We start from the raw sequence: 22426 nt of genomic DNA on the forward strand, positions 1-22426 counted from the left end.
GCGACGGAAGCCTCAGTCCCGCTTCGTGACCAGGGGCGGGAACCACTCGCCCCGCCGGACGACCTCCTTGGGGACATAGGCGCGCCAGTTCAGGGAGAACATCCGCCCGGGCGCTGTCGGCAGCCAGTTCGACTCGGGAATCCCGGCCACCGGCTCTGGCCCGAGCACCAGGGTCAGTGAGCCGTCGGGGTTGGTCCGGGTGTTGGAGTGCGAGCTCAGCATGAAGCGGTCAAGCCGGTTGGGCACCGGCATGAAGTCCGGCACGCCCACCAGGTGCACCGACCAGAAGGCGTGCACCACGTCCTGCGGCAGCGCGTCGTTGGGGAAGTGCAGTAGGTAGGTCTTGCTGCCGTCCAGCGGCCGGCCGGCCTCGTCGCGGGTCCCGATGAAATAGACCACCTCGTGCGAGTTGTTGGCCCAGATGCCGATCAGGTTCGCGCCGCTGCGGGTCCAGAACTCCTCGCCGTAGTTGCCGAGAATCATGGCGGTGCCGAGCCAGTTGTTGCGCGCCTGGCCGCCTTCCTGGGTGGCATAGCGCATGAACCGCGGAATGACCTGGTCGCGGAGGGTCTTGTCGATGGCCGCCCGCTGCGCCGGGTCCTTGGTCGCGAGCGCCACTGCCCGGACCTGGGCCTGCAGCTGCGCGGCGATCGGCGACACGTCCGGGGCGCTCTTGAGCAGGTCCTCGGTCGCGTCGAACAGCTCCACGCCGACCAGTTGCGCGTGGTCGAACTCGGGGATCTTCACGGCGGGCGGGAACTTCGGCTCGCCAAGCGGGCTGATGCTGATCTGGCGCTGCAGCGCCACCGCGCCCTCGCGGTCGTTCTGCAGCTCGACCCGCGCCAGCATCTTCGCCTTGTAGGAGCGCAGCTCGATGCGGACCGCGTCGTCCGGGATCGCCACGCGGGAGCCCGGCGCGACGAAGGCGAACTTGCCATAGGGCTGCAGCGGGTAATTGCGCTCGTGGATGTTGGTCAGGGTCTCCCCCCACTCGTCGAGGATCTGCGCCGTGTAGTAGCGGCCCTCGATCTTCGGAATCTCGAGCACGACGGGCGTGTCGTCGTCGACCGCGATCCAGGCCTCGGTGTTGGCGACCCCGAGGTTCGGGTTGACGAAGTCGGCCGATCCGAGGCGATTGTGGAAGGCTACGTTGTAGCCGCCCTGGGCCGCTATATCGAGATGCTCCTGGCGCACCACCAGGGCGCGCCCGATCAGGTACACGTAGGCGTCGGCGATGACCTGTTCGTCGAGCGCCGGGGAGGCGGCGCGCGCCTGGATGGGCGCGGCGAGCGTGGCCAGGAGGGCCAGGCCGGCCGCCAGGCCATGGAGTGCGCGAAGTGTCGTGCTCACGGTTTCTCTCCCTCGAAGCAAGGCCGTACGCGAGTTAACGCTTGATTCTAGGAAGCGCCCCCCGGAAGATTGGCCGGGCGCGCACAATCCCGGGGGTTTTTTTGGATGTCCCGACTGCCGATTCCTGAACGCGTGGCGATCCTCAAGGACAACGAGGGCTGGTTCGGGCGCGCCCCCGAGGAATTCCAGGACGCGGTCCTCGGCCGGTGCGCCTGGGTGACCTGTCCGGCCGGCCAGCCGATCTACCGGGCCACCGATTCGCACGTCAATTTTTGCGGCATCGTGGATGGCGCGGTCGAGATCTACTCGCGGTTCGGCGCCGGCGACAACCCTTTGCTGCATATCCTCCACGAGGGCGCCTGGATCGGCTACGGTACGGTCGTGGGCCGGAGCGCGCCGCGGGTCACCGCCTTGGCGCGCGTCGAGACGCTGATGGCGGCCATCCCGGACCGGGTCCTCCGCTCGCTGCTCGCAAAAAGGCCCGAATGGTGGGAGGCGATCGCCAGCGGCATCATGGAGTACGGTGATACGGCGATCTCCGCCTACGCCGACTCGCTGCTGGACGACCATGAGCGCCGCTGCGCCAGCGTGCTGCTGCGCATCACGGGACTGAACCCGCCGCGGCGCTCGCGCCCGGGGCGGACCGACGTGCCGGTGACGCAGGAAGAGCTGGCGACGATGGCGCATGTCTCCCGTACCACGCTGGCGCAGGTGCTGAGGACATTCGAGGCCCGCGGCCTGGTCGAGCGCGGTTACCGGACGTTGCGGGTTGCCGATGCGCCCGGTTTGCGAGCCCTCGCGACGGGGTGGTGAGAAGCCTCAGGCCGCCGGGGCGGCGGCCTGGAAAACTTCCTCGAGCAGCGCCTCGTTGCGCGCCACGACCTCGAGCTCGAGCTCTCGCACCTGGTCCTTGAACAGCTCGACGGCCGGCGCCGTGGCGCGCGACGCCAGCGTGATGAAGCCATAGTCCACCCGCAGCCACGGCCGGCGGAACGGCAGCACCGCCAGCTCGCCCCGCTGCAGCCAGGGCTCGAGCAGCAGCGGCACGGCCACGCCGAGGGCGTCGGTCCGGGCGACGATGTTGCAGGCGGCCTCGAGGTCTTCCACCAGGATCGGCGGGAACAGTTCGCCGGTGTCCTGATCGAGGTGGCGATTGTGCGGGAACAGCCGCGCGAGGCGGAACGGGATCGGGATGCCGGCGAAGGGATACTCGTCGAGGTCGGCGTGGGAGAGCGCGTCGTCGCGGTCCAGCAGGGGATGGCCGGTGCGGCAGTAGAACACCATCTCGTGGCGCGCGACCGCCTCGACCTCGAGCTCGGGCGTGTCGTGCAGGTGGCCGATCTCGCCGAAACCGATGTCCACCTGCCGGCTGCGCACCCGTCGTTCCACGTCGCGGCAGGGACGCGTTTCGAGCCGGGCCTGCAGGCCCGGATGTTCCCCCAGCAGCTGCGCCATGGCCCGGACGCCGGAGAGCCGGGCCGCCGTCACGCTCATGCCGACCGCGAGGCGCCCGACGCCGAGGCCCTTCATGGCGCTCATCTCGCGCTCCAGCTCCGCGGCCTCGGCGAGGATGGCCTCGGCCCGGCGCAGGAAGACCTCGCCGTAGGGCGTCAGGGTCACCTCGCTGGACTCGCGATCGAACAAGGGCACCCCGAGCGCTTCCTCGAGGTTGTGGATGCTGCGGGAGAGGGCGGGCTGCGACAGGTGCTGCGCCTCGGCGGCGCGACGAAAGCCGCCGTGGCGCGAGACGGCGAGGGCGTGGGCGATCTGGCGCAGCTTCATTCGCATGGTTGGGCGGCCTCGAGCCGGAAGGCGCGGATACGGCTTGATTCTAGGCAGCGGCACCCCGAAGATTGTTCGACACCGCACAATGTCGGGACAAAGTTGGCGCATCGGAGGCTGCCGGATCCCGCCCATGACGCTCGAGACCCTTTTCGCGATCATCGTGTTCCTGATGATGGCCATCGTCGGCACCGACATCACGCGCGGGCAACTGGACGCCTCGCTGCGCATGCGCCGGGCGCTCGCCGGGGGCACGCTGGGGCAGCTGGTGCTCCTGCCCATGCTGGCGCTGCTGATGATCTGGCTGCTCCAGCCGCATCCGGCGCTGGCGGTCGGGCTGCTGCTCATAGCGGTCAGCCCGGGCGGGGTACTGTCCAACTACTACTGCTCCGTCGCCCGGCTGAACGTGGCGTTCTCGATTGCGCTGACGGCGGTTTCCGGGGTAGTCGCCCTGGCGGCGATGCCCCTCCTGTTTGCGGCGCTCGTACCCGCCGCGCTCGGGCTCGAGGCGTTCCGGGTGCCGGTGGGCGAAATGACGGCCCGCCTGGTGTTGTTCCTGCTGCTGCCGGTGGCGCTCGGCATGGCGCTGCGGCACCGCTTTCCGGCTGTCTTCGAGCGCGGCCGGCGGCTTGTGCGGGTTTTCGGCTTCAGCCTGCTCGCGGTGTTTCTCGCTCTCTTGTTCGCCGATCAGCGCGAGGCCGTCGCCGCGCTGTTCGGCGAGGCCGTGGTGCTGACGGCCGGCTTCACGCTGCTGGCCCTCCTGGCCGGGTGGGTCAGCGGGCGCGTGCTCAGCCTGGACCCCGGCGACCGTTTGGTGCTGGCAATCGAGTTCGGGGTGCGCAACGCGGGCATCGCCGCGCTGCTCGCAGTGACGACCTTCCAGCAGCGCGAGTTCGCGGTCTTCAGCGCGTTCTTCGTGCTGCTCCAGGCGCCGTTACTGCTGATCGCCGTGATGCTGCGCCGGCGCCTGGCGGACTCACCGGACCCCGGCCTGCGCGTCGGCTGACACGCAGGCCGGGGCCCGGCGGGAGCGGCCGCTGTCAGTCGACAGGAACGGCGTCGCCGGGCCGCCAGGTCTGGTCGAACCACGGCTCGAGCGGGCCGAAGAGGCGCATGATGACGAAGTAGCCGCGGCCTGGCCGGGTCTGCACCCAGTTGCCCTCGCGGCCCTCCGGCGGTTGCGGGCCAAACCAGACAGTGTAACTGCCGTCCGGGTTGGGGGTGAGGCCTTCCCGGTTGCTGTCGATGCCCGCGGAGCGCTGGTCGGTCTCGAGCAGGGAGCGGGTCTGGTTGTCGTAGACGGTGAAGGCCCAGAAATTGCGGGCGGGGACCGGGCCCGGCAGGGTGAGGCTGTAGGTCCTGCTGCCGTCCAGGTAGTCGCCGTTGACGTCGCGCGTGAAGTAGGGATAGACCGAGCCCGCGCCGACCTGCGGCGTAACCATCGATTCCGAGTGGCCGGTCACGCTGTAGTACCAGCGCGTCCGGTCATCGAGCGACAGGCTGTCGTCCACCAGGAAATCCCAGGTTCCTTTCCAATCGAAGTACTGCCGGTCCGGCCAGACTCGCAGCCGCTCGGAGTCCCGCGGCGCAAAGGTGATGGCGCGGGCGTACGCATTGCCGATGGCGACCGCCTCGGTCAGGAGCTTCCGGGTGCGTGCGTCGGGCTCGAAGGGCTGTCCCTTGCGGATACCGATCGCCGCAAAGGTGGCGTAGAGCTGCGGCTCGAACAGCTCGGGCGGTTCGTTCTGCACCACCCGGTTCAGCTCTTCGAAATAGCTAAAGTCGTTGCTGAAAATGGTGTTGAACTGCACACCTGTCGCATCGACGACGCGCACGGGCGGCGCCTTGCCGGCCAGAGCGAGGGGATAGATGTTGAAGTCCCGGCGCGCCGAGTCCACCGCCGCGTCGACGTTCCCGCCCTCGATGAAGAACCGGAAGAACAGGAGGTTGCGGTTGGACGGCGTGCGGATGACGAAGTAGCCGTCGGGGATCGGGCCCTCGTAGTCCGACCGCACGAAGAGATAACGGCCGCCCTTGCCCTGGTCCGGGCCGACGAAGCCGACATCGGTGATGTAGTGCATCATGCCGTCCATCACCGGGCCCAGCACGCGGGGCGGAACCACCATCACGATCGGGCCGTCGGCCACGTTCAGCTCGGCCGACCCGTAGACGGTCGAGGTGTTGGGGGTCAGGAACAACATGCGGGCGTCCATGAACCGCGTGATGACCAGGTCGCCCGGGTTGACGCCGATGCTCTTGTAGCCATCCATCATGCCCTGGATCGAAGTGGCCGACAGGCCCGAGAGAAAGGCCTCCACGCCCCGCGACACCGTGAGGAAATCATGCGCCTTCTCGGCGGTCTCGGCGCTCGGCATGCCGTCGCGGAAGCTGAGCGTTCCCAATAGCTCGGTTTCTGCTTGATCCGGCGTCGTGATCGACGGCGGCACTTTGGCGCTATAGCGGGGGGGCTGGTCCGCGGCGTTGGCCGGCGCCATCCATGCGGCGACCGCGCAGGCACAGGCAAGGACGAGATGATTCCTGGTTTTCATGGCAACAACTCCGTGAGATGCGGCGCCTGGTGATGACCGGCGGCAGCCGGTTCTACTGCTCCGGATTCTATGGAGCAGCGCTCGGGGAAATTGCTCGGCCGCGCGCAATCCGGAGCTTTTCCGACTTGCCCCGGCGTGTCCTGCGCATGACACGCCGCCTCAAGTGCCGATGGGCCCGCCGTCCAGCTTGCGGATCGCCACGGTGGCCGAGCGCGGCCGGCCGTCCGGCCTGAAGTCGGGCCAGTTCGAGTACTTCCTCGGGTCCGCCGGGTTGCTGTGCAGGTTGGGCACCTCGAGGTTGTCCTCGCGCGGGGTGAGGGGCTCGCCCGGGTGCTGGATATTGACGAACATCGTGCTCCCGTCCGGGGTGAGCGTCAGGCCGGTGATCTCGCAGCCGACCGGGCCGGTGAGGAAGCGCCGCACCTCGCCCGTGGCCGGGTCGCAGGCCAGCATCTGGTTGTTGCCGAGTCCCTGGAACTCGCCCCGGCCTTTCTCGTCGGAGGTGATGTCGGTCTGGATCCAGAGCACGCCGCGCGTGTCCATTGCCAGCCCGTCGGGGCAGGCGAAGCTGTCGCCGCGGATGTTGCCGCGCGCCTCCGGCCGCTCGTTGTCCGGGTCGCCGGCCAGCAGCAGGTGTCGCCAGGAGAACGTGGTTGCGTCGAAGTCCTCGTCCTCGGTCCACTGGATGATGTGGCCCATGGTGTTGTTGGCGCGCGGGTTGGCCGCATCCACGCCGGGACGGCCCGGCGCACCCCGCCGGCTGTTGTTGGTCAGGGTGCAGTACACGGTGCGCCCGCCCTGGTCGATTGCGATCCACTCCGGCCGGTCCATCTTCGTCGCGCCGAGCAGGTCGCTCGCCTGGCGGCTGCGGACCAGCACCGCACCCTGGTCGGCGAAACCGTTGTCGGCGGTCAGCGGCCCCTCGCCCTGCACCAGCGGCAGCCAGCGGCCGGTACCGTCGGCGTCGAAGCGCGCGACGTACAGGGTGCCGTGGTCGAGGAGGGTGGCGTTGGCCCTGGCGCCGCCAGGCGCGATCCGGTCGCGGCTGACGAACTTGTAGATGTACTCGAAGCGCGCGTCCTCGCCGGAGTAAACCACCGCACGGCCGTCGCGGGTGGTCGCGACCCAGGCGCCCTCCTTCGCGCCGCGGCCGAGCGCGGTGCGCTTCACCGGCATCGCCGCCGGATCAAACGGATCGATCTCGACGATCCAGCCGAAGCGGTGGAACTCGTTCGGGTGGCGGCCCGCGTCGAAGCGCGGATCGTGCTCGCCCCAGCGCGACAGGCCGGTCCGCAGCAGGCCCCAGCGGCGCTGGTCGGCACCGCGCTCGGCCGGGCCGTCGAAGTAGAAGGCCCAGTTCTCCTCGGCGCTGAGATAGGTGCCCCAGGGCGTCATCCCGCTGCCGCAGTTGTTCAACGTGCCGAGCACGGTGCGGCCATCCGGGTCGGCCTCGGTCTGCAGCAGCGCATGCCCGGCCGCGGGCCCGCTGACCTTGAACGGCGTGCGCGCGGTGTAGCGCCGGGCGTACTTCGACGGGCGCACCATTTCCCAGCGGCCGTCCCGCAACTCGACTTCGATCACCGCCACGCCGTGGGCCGCCTGCGCCTTGGCGACCTTCTCCGCGGTCCAGTTGCTCTTCCCGTCCGGGAACAACAGGCCGTCGTCGGTGTACTCGTGGTTCATCACCAGCAGGCCGCGCGTGCTGCTGCCGTCAATGGGGTAGTAGTGGATGCCGTCGTGGTGCATGCCCATCTGCGCCGCCTGGTCGGCCGCGCTGTTGCTCGCGTCCCAGCGAAAGGCCGGCATGTTGCCCGGCACGCCGACCGGCTCGCCCCACGCGGCGATGGGCACGGCCTCGTAGCCCTCCGGCACCAGCACCAGGTCCGCCTCGCTCACCGGCACCGGCTGGAAGCCGAGCAGCGGGCCGCGGCCGGCGGCGAAAGCCCGGCCGGCCAGCCAGGGCGAGAGCGCGCCGACCGCCAGCGCGCCGATGCCGCCCAGCAGGAACACCCGCCGCGCCGGGTCCGAGACTTCGTGGATGGACGGGTTGGCGCTGCGGTTGCTGTCCTCCATCGAGTCGAAGTCTTTGGCCATCGCTCACTCGATCTCGACGATGTTGCCCATCTTCCACGAGCGGTCGAAGAACGCCTTCGTCGGCGAGTACCAGCGGAAATAGGTGAACCAGCCCTTCTCCGGGTTGGTCTGGATCCAGTTGGCCTCGGGCACGCCGTCCGGCTTCTCGGGGGAGAACACCAGGCGCACGGCGCCGTCGGCGTTGGCGACCAGCGGTTGGCGGCTGTTGACCTCGGTCTTGCCCTGCGGGTTGATGATCATGCCGCGGGTGTCGACGTCGTAAAGGACGACCGACCAGAAGTTCAGCATCGGCACGTCCTTCGGCACGACCAGTTCGTAGGTCTTCGCGCCGTCCAGCCACCGGCCAGCGTCGTCCTTGTACGAAGCGAGGTACTGGATGCCGGCGTCGACGATCGGTGTCGTGTTGGCCTCGGTGACGGTGATGGCCTCGTAGAAATAGGCAGATCGCGCATCAATCTCCATGTGGGTCGCGGCCATATGGTCGAGCGGACTTTCCATGAACAGGATGTACTGCCACTGGGACTTCGGATCATCGGTCCAGTGCCTGACCGGGTCCCGCTTGAAAAAGCTGTTGCCCATTGCCCAGGTCTCGCCGACCAGCACCGCCTCGGTGAGTATTTCCTGCTGGTAGGGCGTCGGATTGAATGGCTTGCCCTTTTCGATGCCGAGGTTCCTCAACCCCTGCAGCACGGCCATGTCGCGCTCTTCGATCGGATTGATCTGAAGTACCTCGTGGACCAGCCGCCAGTATTCCAGTCCGCGGGGCTGGTAGTTCCACCAGTCCCGGTTCGGCGCCTCGAAGATGCGGATTTTCGACTCCTGGCCGAGGCCATGGATCTTGTGCGCCTTGAGAATGCGCTCCCCTTCCTCCGGGTCCGGGGTCAGGATGCGGGTGCCGATGAACACCGTGTTGGCCTTGGAAGTGATGACAAAATCGGCCCCGTGATTTTCGGGAACCGGCGTGCCTTCGAGCACGATCAGGAACTTACCGCCCCGGCCGCGGTCCGGGCCGACCATGCCGGTATCCGAGACCGGCCGCTGCCAGATATCGAGAACGCCGCCGCCGGTGGGCCCGGGCGGCACCTCGTACATGAGCAGGCCACCGGTGTCGCTCAGTTCGGCCCAGCTGACAATGTAGGTCGTGGTGTCGTTCGGGGTCAGGATGGGCAGTTTCTGCTCGGTGGTGCGGTAAATGACCAGGTCACCCGCCTTGCCGCCGAGAGGGCCAAAATGCGCGTTGCGAAACGTCTGGAAGCCGACGGCCGGAAGGTAATGGATGTAGGCCTGCACGGCGCGCTGGTAGTCGACCTCTTCGCGCACGCGCTCGACGGTGGCGTCGGTCGGATAGCCGTTGGCTTCGAATTCGAGCACGCCGGCGCGGGTTTCATGGCGGGCCGGCTCGGCCGCATTGGCCAGCGGTGCCCATGCAGCGACTGCGCAGACGCAGGCGATGGCGAGATGGTTCATGTGCTTCATGGCAACAGCTCCGTGAAATTCAGCGCTTGGTGATGGCCGGCGGCAGCCAGTCGCCGGTCAGGATCGGCGGACGCGGGGAGTAGTGCCGCGTCACCAGGTAGAAACGCCCCTGGGGCGCGGGCAGCCAGTTCGCCCGCTCTTTCGGATCGGTCGGTTCCGCGTGCTGGAGGAAGACCTCGAGCGTGCCGTCCTCCTCGTACACGATTCCCCTCGTGCGGTCGCCGAACGAGTAGCGGTCGATGGGGTTGGGGACAAAGAGCTGGTTCTCGGCCGAGTACATCGTGACCGACCAGAAGCCCGCGACCGGCGGTGGCGGGGCGTAGCGCAGGACGTAGCGGTTGGCGCCGTCCAGCGGCACGCCGGCGCCGTCGACGAAGGCGACGTCATAGGTGCTGATCTCGGCCGGGTTCCACAGCAGCCCGAGCATCGACGCGGCAGCCGCGATGACGGGATCGCCGCTCTTGCGCTTGGCCAGGCGGGCGAGCTGCCAGTTGTTCTCGACAGGCACGGCCCGCGGCATGCGTTGGGCGATGATCCGGTGCGCGTCTGCCGTGGCCCGTTCAAGGCCGCGTTGCGCCTGGGGCGAGAGCTTGTCCCAGTCGAAGCCGGTGGCCGGGTCCATGCCGATCTCGCGCAGCCAGCCGGCCATCGCGTCGTCCATCGGGTTGCCGAGGCGGGGCGAGAGCCGAAGCACCTGGTTGAGGGTCGTGAAGTAGGCCTTCGCGTTGGTCAGTTCGTGGCGCGTGAAGCGCGGGAAGTCGGCCGGATTCGGCTTGGGCCGGGTGACCTTGGCCGCGCCCCACTGGCTGAGCGGGACGAGCTTGAAGCCCTTCTGCAGCGCAACCGCTGCGGGCAGGTCCGGGTCGCCGTCAACGGCGATGCGGGGCAGCGTCCAGATGATCGGCGTGCCCATGTCGACCCGCTGCACGCCCTCGGGCAGCACGCCCTGCCAGCCGGGCGCGCACAAGGCAAAGGCGCCGCCGCGGGTGCCGACCGTGTCCCACGACAGGTTGGCGTCGAAATCGTGGTGCATGTCGCTGACGGGCACCCAGTACTGCCGGTCGCCCATCGGCGGGATCACGAGGACGACCGGTTCGGCGCGCAGGTCGAGGAAGGCGCGCAGGTAGATCGTGTCGTTGTTGGGGGTGATGACCCAGTCGTCCTTGCTCGTGATCAGGCGGTCGAAGACGAAGTACTCGTTGACCGTCCGGTCATGACCGCGGCCGGGGTCGAACGAGGTCTCCCACAGCGTCCGGTAGAGGTCCATCAGCGGAAAATGGCTGATGTAGGCCTGCACGCCGACGGTGTAGGCGAGGTTCTCGTCCTGCGCGGGCTCGGTGGCGCGCGCCGGTGAGAATGCTGCAGCAGCGACCAGCAGGCCGGCGGCGAGCCAGCCCTCCAGGATTCTTGACTTGGACACGACTTGACCCTCCCATGCCCACATGCGTGGGTTTGAGCTCGATTCTAGGGAGAGATGCGTGGAACATTGTGCGAGTCCGCACAATCGGGAGCGCCCGTGCACGGCCCGCACGCGGCGGGCGGGTGACGGTCCTCAGGTCGCCGGGGCTGCGCGACCGAACAGCTCTGCCATCAGCGCCCGGTTGCGCTGCTCGAGCTCGGGCTCGGCCGCCCGGACCAGCGCCATGAAAGCCGCCGCGGCGGGCGACACGCTGCGGGCCGCGAGCCGGATGAAACCGTAATCCACCCGCAGCCAGGGTGCTCGGAACGGGACCACCGCGATCTCGCCGCTACGCAGGCGCGGCTCGATGGACACTGGAACGCACACCCCGAAGGCGTCGGTTGCGGCCACGATAGCGCATACCGCGTTGAGATCCTCGACCACCACCGGCGGGAAAATGTCCCCCGTTTTCTCATCGACGGTGCCGTTGCGCGGGAACAGGTGCGCCAGGCGGTAGGGGACCGGGGGTCCGACGAAGGTGTAAGCGTCGATGTCCCCGGTAGTGACCGGCATGTCCCGGCCCAACAGGGGATGACCGGCCCGGCAGAAAAACACCACCTCGTGCTGGGCGACGGACTCGACATAGAGCTCCGACGCTTCCTGCAGGTGTGCGATTTCGCCGAAGCCGAGGTCCACCTGGCGGTTGCGCACCAGCCGTTCCGTGTCGCGCCAGTTCTGGTGCTCCAGCCTGACCTGCAGCCCGGGATGCTCCGCCAGCAGCTGCGCCAGCGCGGGAATCCCGGACACCCGGGCTGCGTTCGCCCCCATGGCGACGGAGAAGCGCCCGACGCCCAGGCCCTTCATCAGGTTCATTTCCCGCTCGAGCTCGTCGGCCTCGACCAGCAGGGCCTGGGCCCGGTGGAGGAAGACCTCGCCGAAGGCGGTGAGCGTGACCTCGGTGGCCTCCCGGTCGAACAGTTGCACGCCGAGGGATTCCTCCAGGTTGTGGATGCTGCGCGACAGGGCCGGCTGGGAGATGTGCTGCTCCTCGGCGGCGCGCCGGAAGCTGTGGTGTTTCCAGACGGCGAGGGCGTGGGCGAGTTGGCGGAGCTTGAAGCGCATGCGCAAAAGGTATCAGCCGCGGCACGGAAATGCACCAGCTTCTCCCGCGCGCATCGGCTTACGGAAAAGTTATGAGCGATTGACCAGAAAAGCATTAGACAGCCCGCAGTTCACGTTCCGATACTGCAAAGGGCGCCTGTCGGCTCATGGAAAGTCGGGCAATCGCCTCCCATACGTGGCGTTTTCGCGGCACGGCCGCGGCAGCGCCCGTAACTCATGAGACCGAGCGGCGCGCGAAGACGGGCCTCCCCAATCGGCCAGTACACAGGATTCAGGACAAGCCCGGACGATGACTCAGCCAGTAACCCGGTCCCAGGTGCTTCTCGCTCGATTGGTGCTCGCGCTGATCATCATGTTCACGATCGCGGGCCTGCTCTTGTACGGCTTTTCGGCCGAGGCCCGTGCCCGCATCTGGTACAACCTGGTCGGGCGCCAGGACGGTCCGATGGTCTTCCGCTACTTCCTGCAGCCGACCATGGGCGCGATCGCGGCGTGGCGGGCCGGCCTGGTCGATGCGCGCACCGGGCGCTCGCCGTTTCTGTGGGGGGCTATCACCGAGCCGGCCGAGCGGCGCGCCCGCTTCGACGAGGCGCTGGTCGCCACGTCGCGCATCATCCTGCTCGGACTGGTGATGGACATCATCTACCAGGCGATCGTTTTAGATTACTTCTTCCCCGGCGAGGCCGTGATCTTCGCGCTCGCGCTCGCCTTCGTGCCCTACGTCATCCTGCGAGGGCTGTTCGCGCGCGCAGCGCGCTGGTGGTTCGGTCGGCAAAAGGATCTCGCCTGATGAGTACGGGGCAGACTGGCGCTGGCGGGCGACAGTTCGAAGTCCGGGTGACCTCGGACAGTCACTTCGCCTGGGTGCGCACCCGTCTGGCCGTCGAACGCACGATGATGGCCTACATGCGCACGTCGGTGTCGCTGATCGCGTTCGGCTTCACGATCTTCCAGTTCATCCAGCGCGTCCACGAGGTTCGCGTGAACGACCTCCGCTTTCCCTATGCCGCGTGGTGGCTGGGGCTTGCCCTGATCCTGTGCGGCGTGGCGGCTGCGATCGTCTCGCTCTGGGAGTATCGGCGGCAGATCGACTACCTCTGGAGCAAGTCGTACAGTGCCATCGCCGGCGAGCAGCCGGAGCCGGCGTTCACGTCGCTCTTTGCGATCACCGGCGTCCTGATCGTCATCGGACTGTTCGCCTTCTTTGCCGTGCTGCTGAGCCTCCCTGCCTCTGCTCTGCCGTGGGGCGGCGGATGACCACTGCCAGGGCACCCGGGGGCGGAACTCCGCTGCTGCCAGCGGACGCACCGCTCGGCTTCCACCTGCTCGCCAAGCCGAGCGGGTCCACCTGCAATATCGACTGCACCTACTGCTTCTTCCTGTCGAAGGAAGCGCTGTACCCGAACGACCGGCACCGCATGTCGGAGGCCACCCTCGAGGCCTATCTGCGCCAGCTGCTCGAGTCGCACCGCACGCCGCACGTCACGGTCGCCTGGCAGGGCGGCGAGTCCACGCTGATGAAGCTCGAGTTCTTCCGGCGCGCCGTCGAGCTGGTGGAGAAGTACCGGCGGCCCGGGCAGGTCGTGCAGCACACGTTCCAGACCAACGGCCTGCTGCTGGACGATGCCTGGTGCGCATTTTTCAAGGAGCACGGCTTCCTCGTCGGCCTGAGCGTGGACGGCCCGCGCGAGATCCACGACACTTATCGTGTCGACCGTCGCGGCCAGGGCACTTTCCACCTGGTGATGCGCGGCTGGGAGTTCCTGCGCAAGCACGAGGTCGACTTCAACATCCTCTGCACCGTCAACGCCGCCAACCAGCAGCACGGCCTCGAGGTCTACCGCTTCTTCCGCGACGAGCTCGGCGCGAAGTGGGTGCAGTTCATCCCCATCATCGAGCGTGCCACCGAACAGACCATAGCCATCGCCAACAAGGGCTGGAGCGAGCAGGCCGGCAAGAAGCGCCTGCTGTACACGCAGACCGGCAACCTGGTCACCGAGCGCACGGTGGGCCCCAGGCAGTACGGCCAGTTCCTGATCGACGTCTTCGAGGAGTGGGTGCGCCACGACGTCGGCGAAGTGTACGTGCAGCTGTTCGACGTCACGCTGGAAGCCTTCTTCGACCGCCACCTGCTCTGTATCCACGCGCCGACCTGCGGCTACGGCCCGGCGCTCGAGCACAACGGCGACTTGTACTCCTGCGATCACTTCGTCGAGCCGGAGTACAAGCTCGGCAACATCCACGAGCGGCACATGCTCGAGATGGTCGCCTCGCCGGCGCAACGCAAGTTTGGTGATGCCAAGCGCGACACGCTGACCGCCCAGTGCCGCAACTGCAAGGTGCTCAACTGGTGCAATGGCGGCTGCCCGAAGGACCGCTTCGCGCTGTCGCGCGACGGCGAGCCGGGCCAGAACTATCTTTGCCCCGGGCTCGAGCTTTTCTTCACCCACGTCGGCCCGACCTTCAACCTGATGGTGCAGCTGCTGCGCCAGGGGCGCGCGCCGGCCGACGTGATGACCGCCATCCGCGAACAGGACGCACGGCTCGGGCCGTACCGCCCCTGTCCCTGCGGCAGTGGCCGCAAGTTCCGCTTCTGTCACGGCGAGAAGGGCCGTGCCACGCAGCCCCTGGCGATGGCCCGTGAGGCGAGCACCGCGGCCGATACCTGACCCCGATTCACGATTTACGCACGACACGATGGAGAGAAGAGACATGCCAGCGAAAAAACCGAATTTCCTGATCCTCTGGGGCGACGACATCGGCTGGTGGAACATCAGCTACAACAGTCGCGGCCAGATGGGCTACCGGACGCCGAACATCGACCGCGTAGGCAACGAAGGCATCGCCTTCACCGACTACTACGCGCAGCAGAGCTGCACCGCCGGCCGGGCCGCGTTCATGACCGGCCAGAACCCGATCCGCACCGGGCTGACCAAGGTCGGCATGCCGGGCGCCCCCAACGGCCTGATGGCCGACGACCCGACCATCGCCGAGCTGCTGAAGCCGCTGGGCTACACCACGGGCCAGTTCGGCAAGAACCACTTCGGCGACCGCGACGAGCATTTGCCGACGATGCACGGCTTCGACGAGTTCTTCGGCAACCTGTATCACCTGAACGCCGAGGAGGAGCCGGAGCACGAGGACTACCCGAAGGACCCGGAGTTCAAGAAGCGCTTCGGCCCGCGCGGCGTCCTGCACTGCAAGGCAGACGGCAAGGGCGGCCAGACGATCACTGACACCGGGCCGCTGACGATCAAGCGCATGGAGACGATCGACGACGAGGTGACGGAGCATGCCCTGCGCTTCATCGACGAAGCGCATGAGGCGAACACGCCGTTTTTCCTCTGGTGGAACACGACCGCGATGCACTTCCGCACGCACTGTGCGGAGAAGCACAAGGGCAAGAGCGGCCAGGGCGAGTACAACGACGTCATGGTCGCGCACGACGAGAACGTCGGGAAGATGCTGGACAAGCTCGACGAGCTCGGCATCGCCGACGACACGATCGTGATGTACTCGACCGACAACGGCGTGCACTACAACACCTGGCCGGACGCCGGCATCACGCCGTTCCGCTCAGAGAAGAACACGAACTGGGAAGGCGGCTGGCGGGTGCCCTGCTTCGTACGCTGGCCGGGCCAGTTCGAGGCCGGCAAGGTGATCAACGGCGTCGTCTCCCACCAGGACTGGCTGGCGACCTTCCTGGCCGCCGCGGGCGTGCCCGACATAACGGAGAAGCTGCTCGAAGGCCACAAGGCAGGCGACAAGACCTTCAAGGTGCACCTCGACGGTTTCAACATGCTGCCCTACCTGAAAGGCGAGGTGAAGGAGAGCCCGCGGAAGTTCTTCTTCTACATCAGTGACGACGGCGACATCCTGGCGATTCGCATGCAAGACTGGAAGGTCGTGCTGATGGAGCAGCGCGCCAAGCAGCTGGCGTGCTGGGCGGAGCCGTTCGTGAAACTGCGGGTCCCGAAGATGTTCAACCTGCGGCGCGACCCGTTCGAGCGGGCCGACGAGAACTCGAACACTTACTATGACTGGTTGATCTCGCACGCCTACATCATCTACGCGATGCAAGGACTCGTGGCCCAGCAGATCGAGGCGTTCAAGCAGTTCCCGCCGAGGCAGAAGCCTGCGTCCTTCAACCTCGACATGGTGATGCGCGACCTGGAATCCGCCGGCGGCGGCGGCCACCACTGACGCTCGGTGCGCCCCGGCCGGTGACTGCCGGCCGGGGCCCAGCCGATCCCGCACCGAAGGACCGACCATGAACGAATGGCTCGCCATCGTCGTCGCCCACGTCGTCACGATCATCCAGGCCATGGCACTGGTGGTCGTTGTTTTCGGGACGCTGCAGGCCTTCGCGCACAGCGTGCGCGCGATGTTCCGGCCGTCGCCCGGCGGCGGCGATTTCCACGCCGGCTACATCCGGTTCGCACGCTGGCTGATCGCCGGGCTGACCTTTCAGCTCGCCGCCGACATCGTGCAGACGGCCTTCGCCCCGAGCTGGGACGAGGTCGGGCAGCTGGCCGCCATTGCCGCGATCCGGGCCTTCATCAACTACTTCCTCGAGCACGATCTGGCGCAGGAGGAAAAGAGGCGGCGCGCGGCACAGTCCAGCCCGCCCGATCGCGGCGCAGATACGCAAAAGGCGATATGACTGCACAGCCTGAAGCGCATATCGCGCCCACGCCGGACCCGTTGCCGTCGTGGAACGACGAGGCGGCCAGGCACAGCATCATCGCGTTCGTCGACAGCGTGACGCGCGAGGACTCGCCGGCGTTCGTCCCCGTGGCCGAACGCATCGCAACCTTCGACAACGATGGCACGCTGTGGTGCGAGCAGCCGGTGCCCGTGCAGATGTATTTCGCGCTCGACCGGGTCGTCGCGCTTGCTGACCTGCATCCCGAGTGGCGGAACCGCGAACCGTTCGCGTCGCTGCTGCGCGGCGACCTCGAGTGCGCCCTGGCCGGCGGCGAGGCGGGCCTCCTGGAGGTCGTCATGGCCACGCATGCCGGCATGACGACGACCGAGTTCGCACAAGTCGTCGAGCAATGGATTGCCAGCGCTCGACACCCGGAGACCGGCAGGCCGTACACCGATATGATCTATCGGCCGATGCTCGAGCTGCTGGCCTACCTGCATGCCAAGGACTTCAAGACCTTCATCGTGTCGGCGGGGGGCGTGGAGTTCATGCGCGTGTGGGCCGAGCGCGTCTACGGCGTGCCGCCCGAGCAGGTGATCGGCAGCAGCATCAAGACGAAATTCGAGGTGCGTGATGGCCGGCCGGTCCTCGCCCGCCTGCCTGAACTGAGCTTCTACAACGACAAGGCCGACAAGGTCGTCGCGATTCACCATTACATCGGCCGCCGGCCGCTCGCCGCGTTCGGCAATTCGGCGGGCGACCAGCACATGATCGAGTACACGCTGGGCGGGGAGGGCCCGCGCTTCGGACTGCTGCTCCTGCACGACGACGCGGCGCGCGAATATGCGTACGGCCCGGCACTGGGGCTGCCCGAGCCGTCGCTCGGTGCGTTCCCCCAGGCGCTGCTCGACCAGGCGCATGCGGCCGGCTGGACGGTCGTCAGCATGAAGGCGGACTGGAACCAGGTCTTCTCCTTTGAGCCGAGCTCGGTCACTGCGATCAACATCCTGCTCGAGCCAGACGCCACCATGGTCGAGCGTGCGCAGCAGGACAACGCGCGGCTGCGCGCCGTGTTCCCGCCGGGCTTCGCGCTGGACGCGACCCATCATCCCCACGTCACGCTGCTCCAGCGCTTCGTCCGCACGGCGGACCTCGAGCGCGTTTACGCAGCCGCCGGCGCGGCGATCGCCGACTTCGACCTCGGCGCCCTGCGGCTGGAGGCCTGCAAGTACTACTACATGCCGAGCGGCCCTGTCGGTCTCGCGGGCATCGTCGCGAAGCCGGTGCCGGCGCTGGTCGAACTGCAGCGGGCGCTGGTCGAGGCCGTCGCGCCGTTCACGGCGACAACCGGATTTCCGGAAGCCTTCTTCACGACCCCGGACGACCCGGTGATCGATCCGGCGGTTATCGACTACGTGGCCGGGTTCGTGCCGCGCTCGAGCGGCGACCACTTCAAGCCGCACGTGACGATCGGCATCGGACCCCGCGACTACCTCGACCGCATGCTCGCCGAGCCGTTCGAGCCGTTCACGTTCTCGCCGGCCGGGGCAGCCGTCTACCAGCTGGGGAATTTCGGCACCGCGCGGAAGAAGCTGCGTGCATGGCCGACGCAACGCTGAATTCGCCGGGCGCCGGATTCTCGCTGCTGGGCGGGCCGCTGCATCGGCTCGCCAGCCGCGCAGGGCTAGTGCGCCACGGCAACAACACTGTCCTGGTCGGCGTGGTCCTGGGCCTCGTGCCATGGCTGATCGGCGTGCTGCTGGCGGCCGCGGAAGGCCATCTCGCGCAGCTGTTCTCCGTGGAAGTGATCGGCGCGCACGTGCGCCTGCTCGTGGCCATTCCACTGTTTTTCCTTTGCGAGACGATATTCGACCCGCAGCTCGGCAGGTTCGCCCGCTACTGCAGGCGAACCGGACTGCTCACGGCCGAGGCGCTGGCTGCGTTCGAGACCCGGCTCGCCCGGATCATGCGCTGGCGGGATGCCTGGGTGCCGGAAGTGGTGTGCCTGGCGGCCGCGGTACTGCTGGCGCTCGCCAGCCCGAGTACCCCCTGGGGCGGCGTGACGTCCGGCCCCGCTGCGGAAGGCGCCGCATCCCTCGCCTGGTGGTGGTGGGTCGTGGGCTTGGCGCTGTTCCGGTTCCTGCTGTTCCGGTGGATCTGGCGCTTCGCGCTCTGGTGCTACCTGCTCTGGCACCTGTCGTGGCTGGACCTGCGCCTGATGCCGGCCCATGCGGACGGGTGCGGCGGCCTGGCCATCCTCGGGGACGTGCAGTTGCACCTGCTGCCCCTGGTCGTCGCGATCTCTGCGGTGCTGTCCGCCTCGTTCGCGGAGGACATCGTTGCCGGCCGCGTGCCGCTCGAGCTCATGTATGTGGCCTTCGTGGCGATACTGCTCGGTGCCAGCCTGCTGCTGCTTGGACCCCTGGCAGTCTTCGCGCCCCGCCTCTGGGCGTGCCGGCAGCAGGGCCTGCACGATCACATGGAGCTGGCCGCGCAATACGCGTCCGCGTTCCAACGCAAGTGGTTCGACGCGGATACCTCGATGGACGAAGCACTGCTCGGCTCGGCGGACATCCAGACGCTGGCCGATCTTTCGACGAGCGTCACCATCGTCCGCAACATGCGGTTACTTCCGATCGGGCCGAGGATGCTGTGGTCACTCGCCGGCAGTACCCTGTTACCGATGCTGCCGCTGCTCGCACTCGAGTATCCCCTGGCGACGATGATCGACCAGATCGTCAATCGTCTGATCGGGCTGTGACCCGGGTATCCAGCTTCCGGGGTCTGCAATATGCGCTACATCTATAAGCCATTGGCCATCGCCTTCGCGGGCATCGTGCCCCAATCCCTTCGCCGACTGCAGCATGAGGAATCGTTATGAGCAACTTCTGGGACGTCTTCTGGTTAATGGTCTCCAGCTTCTTCTTCATCGCGTACCTTCTTATCATGTTCCAGATCGTCGTCGACCTGTTCAGGGACGGCGGACTGGGCGGCGGATGGAAGGTGCTGTGGATGGTCGGCCTGATCTTCCTGCCGGTCCTGACGGCAATCATCTACATCATCACCCGCGGCGAGGGCATGGCCGCGCGGCAGCAGGCCAGCGTGCAGCGAGCCAAGGCCGATACCGAGGCCTACATCAAGGATGTGGCCGGCAAATCCCCGGCCGCGCACATTGCCGAGGCCAAGGCGCTGTTAGACGCGGGCACGATCACGCAGGCGGAGTTCGACCAGCTGAAAGCCAAGGCGTTGGCTTGACGCGTATCGCCCGCATGGCCACTCTCGACAACAAGTTCATGCTGCCGTGCGGGGCGCCAGAAGCATGAGTGCATCACGCTCGGTCGGTGATTTTCTCGGGGAGATCTACCGTACCTACATCGTCGAGATGCCGAATAATTTCGCCGCGGCACTGTCTTACTATTCGCTGTTCTCCCTGGTCCCGACGCTCTACATCGCGCTCCTGATTGCGCGGTTGTTCATCGACGACATGGCCGCAATACAGTTCCTGTTCGCCAGGGTCGAGCTCGTGATGGGGACCGAGGTCGCTGAGTTCTTGCAGGATGCCCTCGAGAGAATTGCCGAGGAATCATCGAGTCGCGCCAATATTGATCTTGTCGTCACTTCGTTGGCCCTGCTGTTGAGTGCGTCGCTGGTGTTCTTCAAGCTGCAGTACGCCCTGAACACGATCTGGAAGGTCCCGCCGGCGGCCAAAGGGCAGACGAAAGCGTTCCTGGTGAACCGGCTGATCTCCTTTGCGATGGTTTTGTGTGCCGGGATCCTGATCCTCGTCATTTCGCTGTCAAATCTGCTGCTTTCCTTCTTCGGTTCCCTGCTCCAGTTGCAGATGGATGTTCCTTACCTGAATGCCGGCACGAACTGGCTCATCTACGGCACCGCAATTGCACTGACCTTCAGGTTCCTTCCCGATGCGCGAATCAGCTGGAGAGCGGCACTGGTCGGCGCGGGCGTGACGGCCTTCCTGCTGTTGGCCGGCACGAAAATGCTGGGATGGTACCTGGCCAGGGGACACGTCGGCTCCGCCTTCGAAGCGGCTGGCACCGTGGCCGTGCTGTTGATCGCGATCTATTTCCTGGCCCAGTTTTTTATCTTCGGGTCCGTGTTCACCAGGGTTTTTGCCGAGTTTTACGCCGGAGGCATCCGGCCCCGGAATGCGCCTGGTTCCTGAGAACCGTGGCGGGATCGAGGAGGCACCGATGAACAAGGAGAGTGGGAACCCTGGGGGCGGACGCTTGTCGAGACTGCGCCACGACCTGGTGGCGGGTGCAGGGATCTGGGCGCTGCTGACCCCGGTGTCGATCGCGCTCGCAGGGCTGGTGGGCGTTGCTCCGGTCGTCGGCCTGGTGACCGTGCCGCTGGCGATTGTCGGCTATGTGCTGTTCGGAGGGTCCAGGTTGATGGTGGCGGGCCCCGATGCCGCTGTCGCCGTGCTCGCTGGCAGCACCCTGGCACTGGTCGCCGGTAGCGACGTCCCCGCAGCCCAGCTCGCGGCCACTCTGGCGCTGCTGGTTGGCGTATTCTACCTGGGGTTCTCGTTCCTCAAGATGGGCTGGATCGCGGACCTCATTCCGTATCCGGTGCTGAAAGGTCTCATCGAAGGGCTCGTCTGGGTAACGATCCTCAAGCAGGTCGACACCCTGCTCGGGCTCGAGTTGACCTTGTCAACAGGCAGCACTCTGGAGAGGCTGTTGGAGCTGCTGCGCTCGCTGCAGCACATTCATATCCCCACGGCGCTGCTGGGCATGATTTCGCTCGTGACCCTGGTCGCGCTGAAGCGCTATGCGCCGGCGCTACCGGGACCCTTCGTCGTCCTCGTGGCCTCGACGCTGGGGGTCAGCGTGCTGGGGTTGCACGCCGGCCCCGGCATCGCGGTGCTAGGCGCGATCGACCTCGAGGGGCTGGCGCTGCCCGTTCCGGTCGCGGCGTTTTCGCTGGACACCGTGACTACGCTCGCACCGGGTGCGCTGGCCATCGTGGTGATCGGCTACGCCAAGTCGATCGGCGCACTGATGTACGCCACCGAACGTTCAGGGGAGGACCTGAACCTGGATCGCGAACTGCGTGCGCTGGGCGGCTCCAATATAGTCGCAGGCCTCGGTGGCGGCTATGCCGTGGCGGGCTCGCTGAGCGCCACTGCCCTGAGCATCCAGGCTGGCGGCCGGAGCCAGGCGGCCGGCATCACGGCCGCAGTGTTGTCCGTGGTCGTCATCGCCTTTTTTACGCCGGCACTGGCGACGCTGCCGCTGACAGCACTGGCGGCGATCGTCATCACGGTACTGCTGGGATTGTCGGACTTCGGTTACTTCGCCCGACTGTGGTCGCAACGCCGGGGCGAGTGCCTGCTGGCGATCGTGGTGCTGCTCGCGGTGCTGCTGTTCGACATCGTCGGCGGGTTGCTGGTCGGCACGGTCCTGGCGCTGTTCGCCCTCGGGCGTCACGTGCGCTCGCCGCCGTGCGCGGTCGTGGGGCGTACGCCGACGGGGGCGTTCGTCGATGTCGCCGAGCATTCACAGGCACGCGAGATTCCCGGCATGCTGATCTGGCGGCAGTACGGGCCGCTGGTCTTCCTGAACGCCCGCGAGCTCGCCGGCAAGCTCAAGGAGCTCGCGGCCGCCCGTGGCGACGTACGGGTCGTCGTGATAGACGCGACGGCGGCCGCCGGGATCGACACGACAGCAGCCAATGCATTCCTCGCCGCGGCCAGGAGCCTGGGCGCGCAGGGTATCGAGCTCTGGCTGGTTAATCCCCGTGAGCGCGGCTGGCTGCTCGTCGTACAGGTGACGCAGGCCGCGAACGCGCCGCTGCCGCCGAAGTTCGACTCGCTGCAGGAAGCGGTGGATCACTACGAACGTACGCAATCCGCTGCTCGCGGGACGCAGCCGCACACATGAAAGTTATGAGTCGTTTACCAGAAAAGTATTAGACAGGCGCCGGTTCGCGTCTTGATACTTTCCAATCCGCCCGATTGTGCGAGACCGGACAATCTTCCCG

19 protein-coding genes are annotated in these 22426 nt (G+C 67.1%); 12 read left to right on the forward strand and 7 right to left on the reverse strand.

What is annotated here, in order from left to right; all coding sequences use genetic code 11:
• Positions 1 to 12 precede the first annotated feature (12 nt).
• Complete coding sequence (locus G6N75_RS06505; protein WP_206202974.1) at positions 13 to 1350, reverse strand: DUF1214 domain-containing protein; 1338 nt, start codon at positions 1348 to 1350, stop codon at positions 13 to 15.
• 105 nt (positions 1351 to 1455) lie between these two features.
• On the opposite strand from G6N75_RS06505, the gene G6N75_RS06510 reads away from it, so the two are divergent.
• Positions 1456 to 2163: a Crp/Fnr family transcriptional regulator gene (locus G6N75_RS06510; RefSeq protein ID WP_165347544.1), complete on the forward strand. Its 708-nt coding sequence runs from the start codon at positions 1456 to 1458 to the stop codon at positions 2161 to 2163.
• Positions 2164 to 2169: 6 nt separating this feature from the next.
• Here G6N75_RS06510 and G6N75_RS06515 read toward each other — a convergent pair whose 3' ends face one another.
• On the reverse strand, positions 2170 to 3138 hold the full coding sequence (locus G6N75_RS06515) for a LysR family transcriptional regulator (RefSeq protein ID WP_165347545.1): 969 nt from the start codon (positions 3136 to 3138) through the stop codon (positions 2170 to 2172).
• A gap of 127 nt (positions 3139 to 3265) precedes the next feature.
• Between G6N75_RS06515 and G6N75_RS06520 the strand changes: the two genes are divergently transcribed.
• A complete protein-coding gene (locus G6N75_RS06520) occupies positions 3266 to 4138 on the forward strand; it encodes a bile acid:sodium symporter (protein WP_165347546.1) in 873 nt (290 codons plus the stop codon).
• A 34-nt stretch (positions 4139 to 4172) separates the two neighbouring features.
• On the opposite strand, the gene G6N75_RS06525 is transcribed toward G6N75_RS06520, so the two are convergent.
• From G6N75_RS06525 to G6N75_RS06545, 5 genes are all read right to left on the reverse strand, one after another.
• Complete coding sequence (locus tag G6N75_RS06525) at positions 4173 to 5681, reverse strand: DUF1254 domain-containing protein (RefSeq protein ID WP_165347547.1); 1509 nt, start codon at positions 5679 to 5681, stop codon at positions 4173 to 4175.
• Between the two features lie 159 nt (positions 5682 to 5840).
• Positions 5841 to 7775: a PhoX family phosphatase gene (locus G6N75_RS06530; protein ID WP_165347548.1), complete on the reverse strand. Its 1935-nt coding sequence runs from the start codon at positions 7773 to 7775 to the stop codon at positions 5841 to 5843.
• A 3-nt stretch (positions 7776 to 7778) separates the two neighbouring features.
• Complete coding sequence (locus tag G6N75_RS06535; protein WP_165347549.1) at positions 7779 to 9251, reverse strand: DUF1214 domain-containing protein; 1473 nt, start codon at positions 9249 to 9251, stop codon at positions 7779 to 7781.
• A 19-nt stretch (positions 9252 to 9270) separates the two neighbouring features.
• Entirely contained in the window at positions 9271 to 10671 is a 1401-nt protein-coding gene (locus G6N75_RS06540) for a DUF1254 domain-containing protein (protein ID WP_165347550.1), read from the reverse strand.
• A 132-nt stretch (positions 10672 to 10803) separates the two neighbouring features.
• Complete coding sequence (locus G6N75_RS06545; protein ID WP_165347551.1) at positions 10804 to 11772, reverse strand: LysR family transcriptional regulator; 969 nt, start codon at positions 11770 to 11772, stop codon at positions 10804 to 10806.
• Positions 11773 to 12061: 289 nt separating this feature from the next.
• Between G6N75_RS06545 and G6N75_RS06550 the strand changes: the two genes are divergently transcribed.
• The 10 genes from G6N75_RS06550 (at position 12062) to G6N75_RS06595 (ending at position 22326) form a co-directional block, all read left to right on the forward strand.
• Positions 12062 to 12562, forward strand: coding sequence for a hypothetical protein (locus tag G6N75_RS06550; RefSeq protein WP_206202975.1), 501 nt, complete (start codon positions 12062 to 12064; stop codon positions 12560 to 12562).
• Entirely contained in the window at positions 12562 to 13029 is a 468-nt protein-coding gene (locus G6N75_RS06555) for a DUF202 domain-containing protein (protein ID WP_165347552.1), read from the forward strand. Before G6N75_RS06550 ends, G6N75_RS06555 begins: the two co-directional genes overlap by 1 nt.
• The gene (locus G6N75_RS06560; RefSeq protein ID WP_165347553.1) at positions 13026 to 14441 is read left to right on the forward strand and encodes an anaerobic sulfatase maturase; all 1416 of its coding nucleotides are present in this window, start codon (positions 13026 to 13028) and stop codon (positions 14439 to 14441) included. Before G6N75_RS06555 ends, G6N75_RS06560 begins: the two co-directional genes overlap by 4 nt.
• 43 nt (positions 14442 to 14484) lie before the next feature.
• Positions 14485 to 15975, forward strand: a complete 1491-nt coding sequence (locus tag G6N75_RS06565; protein WP_165347554.1) for an arylsulfatase — start codon at positions 14485 to 14487, stop codon at positions 15973 to 15975.
• Positions 15976 to 16042: 67 nt separating this feature from the next.
• Positions 16043 to 16435 (forward strand): DUF1622 domain-containing protein, encoded by a 393-nt coding sequence (locus tag G6N75_RS06570; RefSeq protein ID WP_165347555.1) that lies wholly within the window; start codon positions 16043 to 16045, stop codon positions 16433 to 16435.
• The gene (locus G6N75_RS06575; RefSeq protein WP_165347556.1) at positions 16432 to 18039 is read left to right on the forward strand and encodes an HAD family hydrolase; all 1608 of its coding nucleotides are present in this window, start codon (positions 16432 to 16434) and stop codon (positions 18037 to 18039) included. Before G6N75_RS06570 ends, G6N75_RS06575 begins: the two co-directional genes overlap by 4 nt.
• Complete coding sequence (locus tag G6N75_RS06580) at positions 18021 to 19181, forward strand: hypothetical protein (RefSeq protein WP_165347557.1); 1161 nt, start codon at positions 18021 to 18023, stop codon at positions 19179 to 19181. Before G6N75_RS06575 ends, G6N75_RS06580 begins: the two co-directional genes overlap by 19 nt.
• 116 nt (positions 19182 to 19297) lie before the next feature.
• On the forward strand, positions 19298 to 19675 hold the full coding sequence (locus G6N75_RS06585; protein ID WP_165347558.1) for an SHOCT domain-containing protein: 378 nt from the start codon (positions 19298 to 19300) through the stop codon (positions 19673 to 19675).
• 64 nt (positions 19676 to 19739) lie between these two features.
• Positions 19740 to 20603 carry a YihY/virulence factor BrkB family protein gene (locus G6N75_RS06590; RefSeq protein ID WP_165347559.1) on the forward strand — a complete coding sequence of 288 codons (864 nt, stop codon included), beginning with the start codon at positions 19740 to 19742 and terminating at the stop codon, positions 20601 to 20603.
• Positions 20604 to 20631: 28 nt separating this feature from the next.
• The gene (locus tag G6N75_RS06595; protein ID WP_165347560.1) at positions 20632 to 22326 is read left to right on the forward strand and encodes a SulP family inorganic anion transporter; all 1695 of its coding nucleotides are present in this window, start codon (positions 20632 to 20634) and stop codon (positions 22324 to 22326) included.
• Positions 22327 to 22426: the final 100 nt, after the last annotated feature.

It is taken from the genome of Thioalkalivibrio sp. XN8, assembly GCF_011058255.1.
Taxonomy (GTDB): Bacteria; Pseudomonadota; Gammaproteobacteria; order Steroidobacterales; family XN24; genus XN24.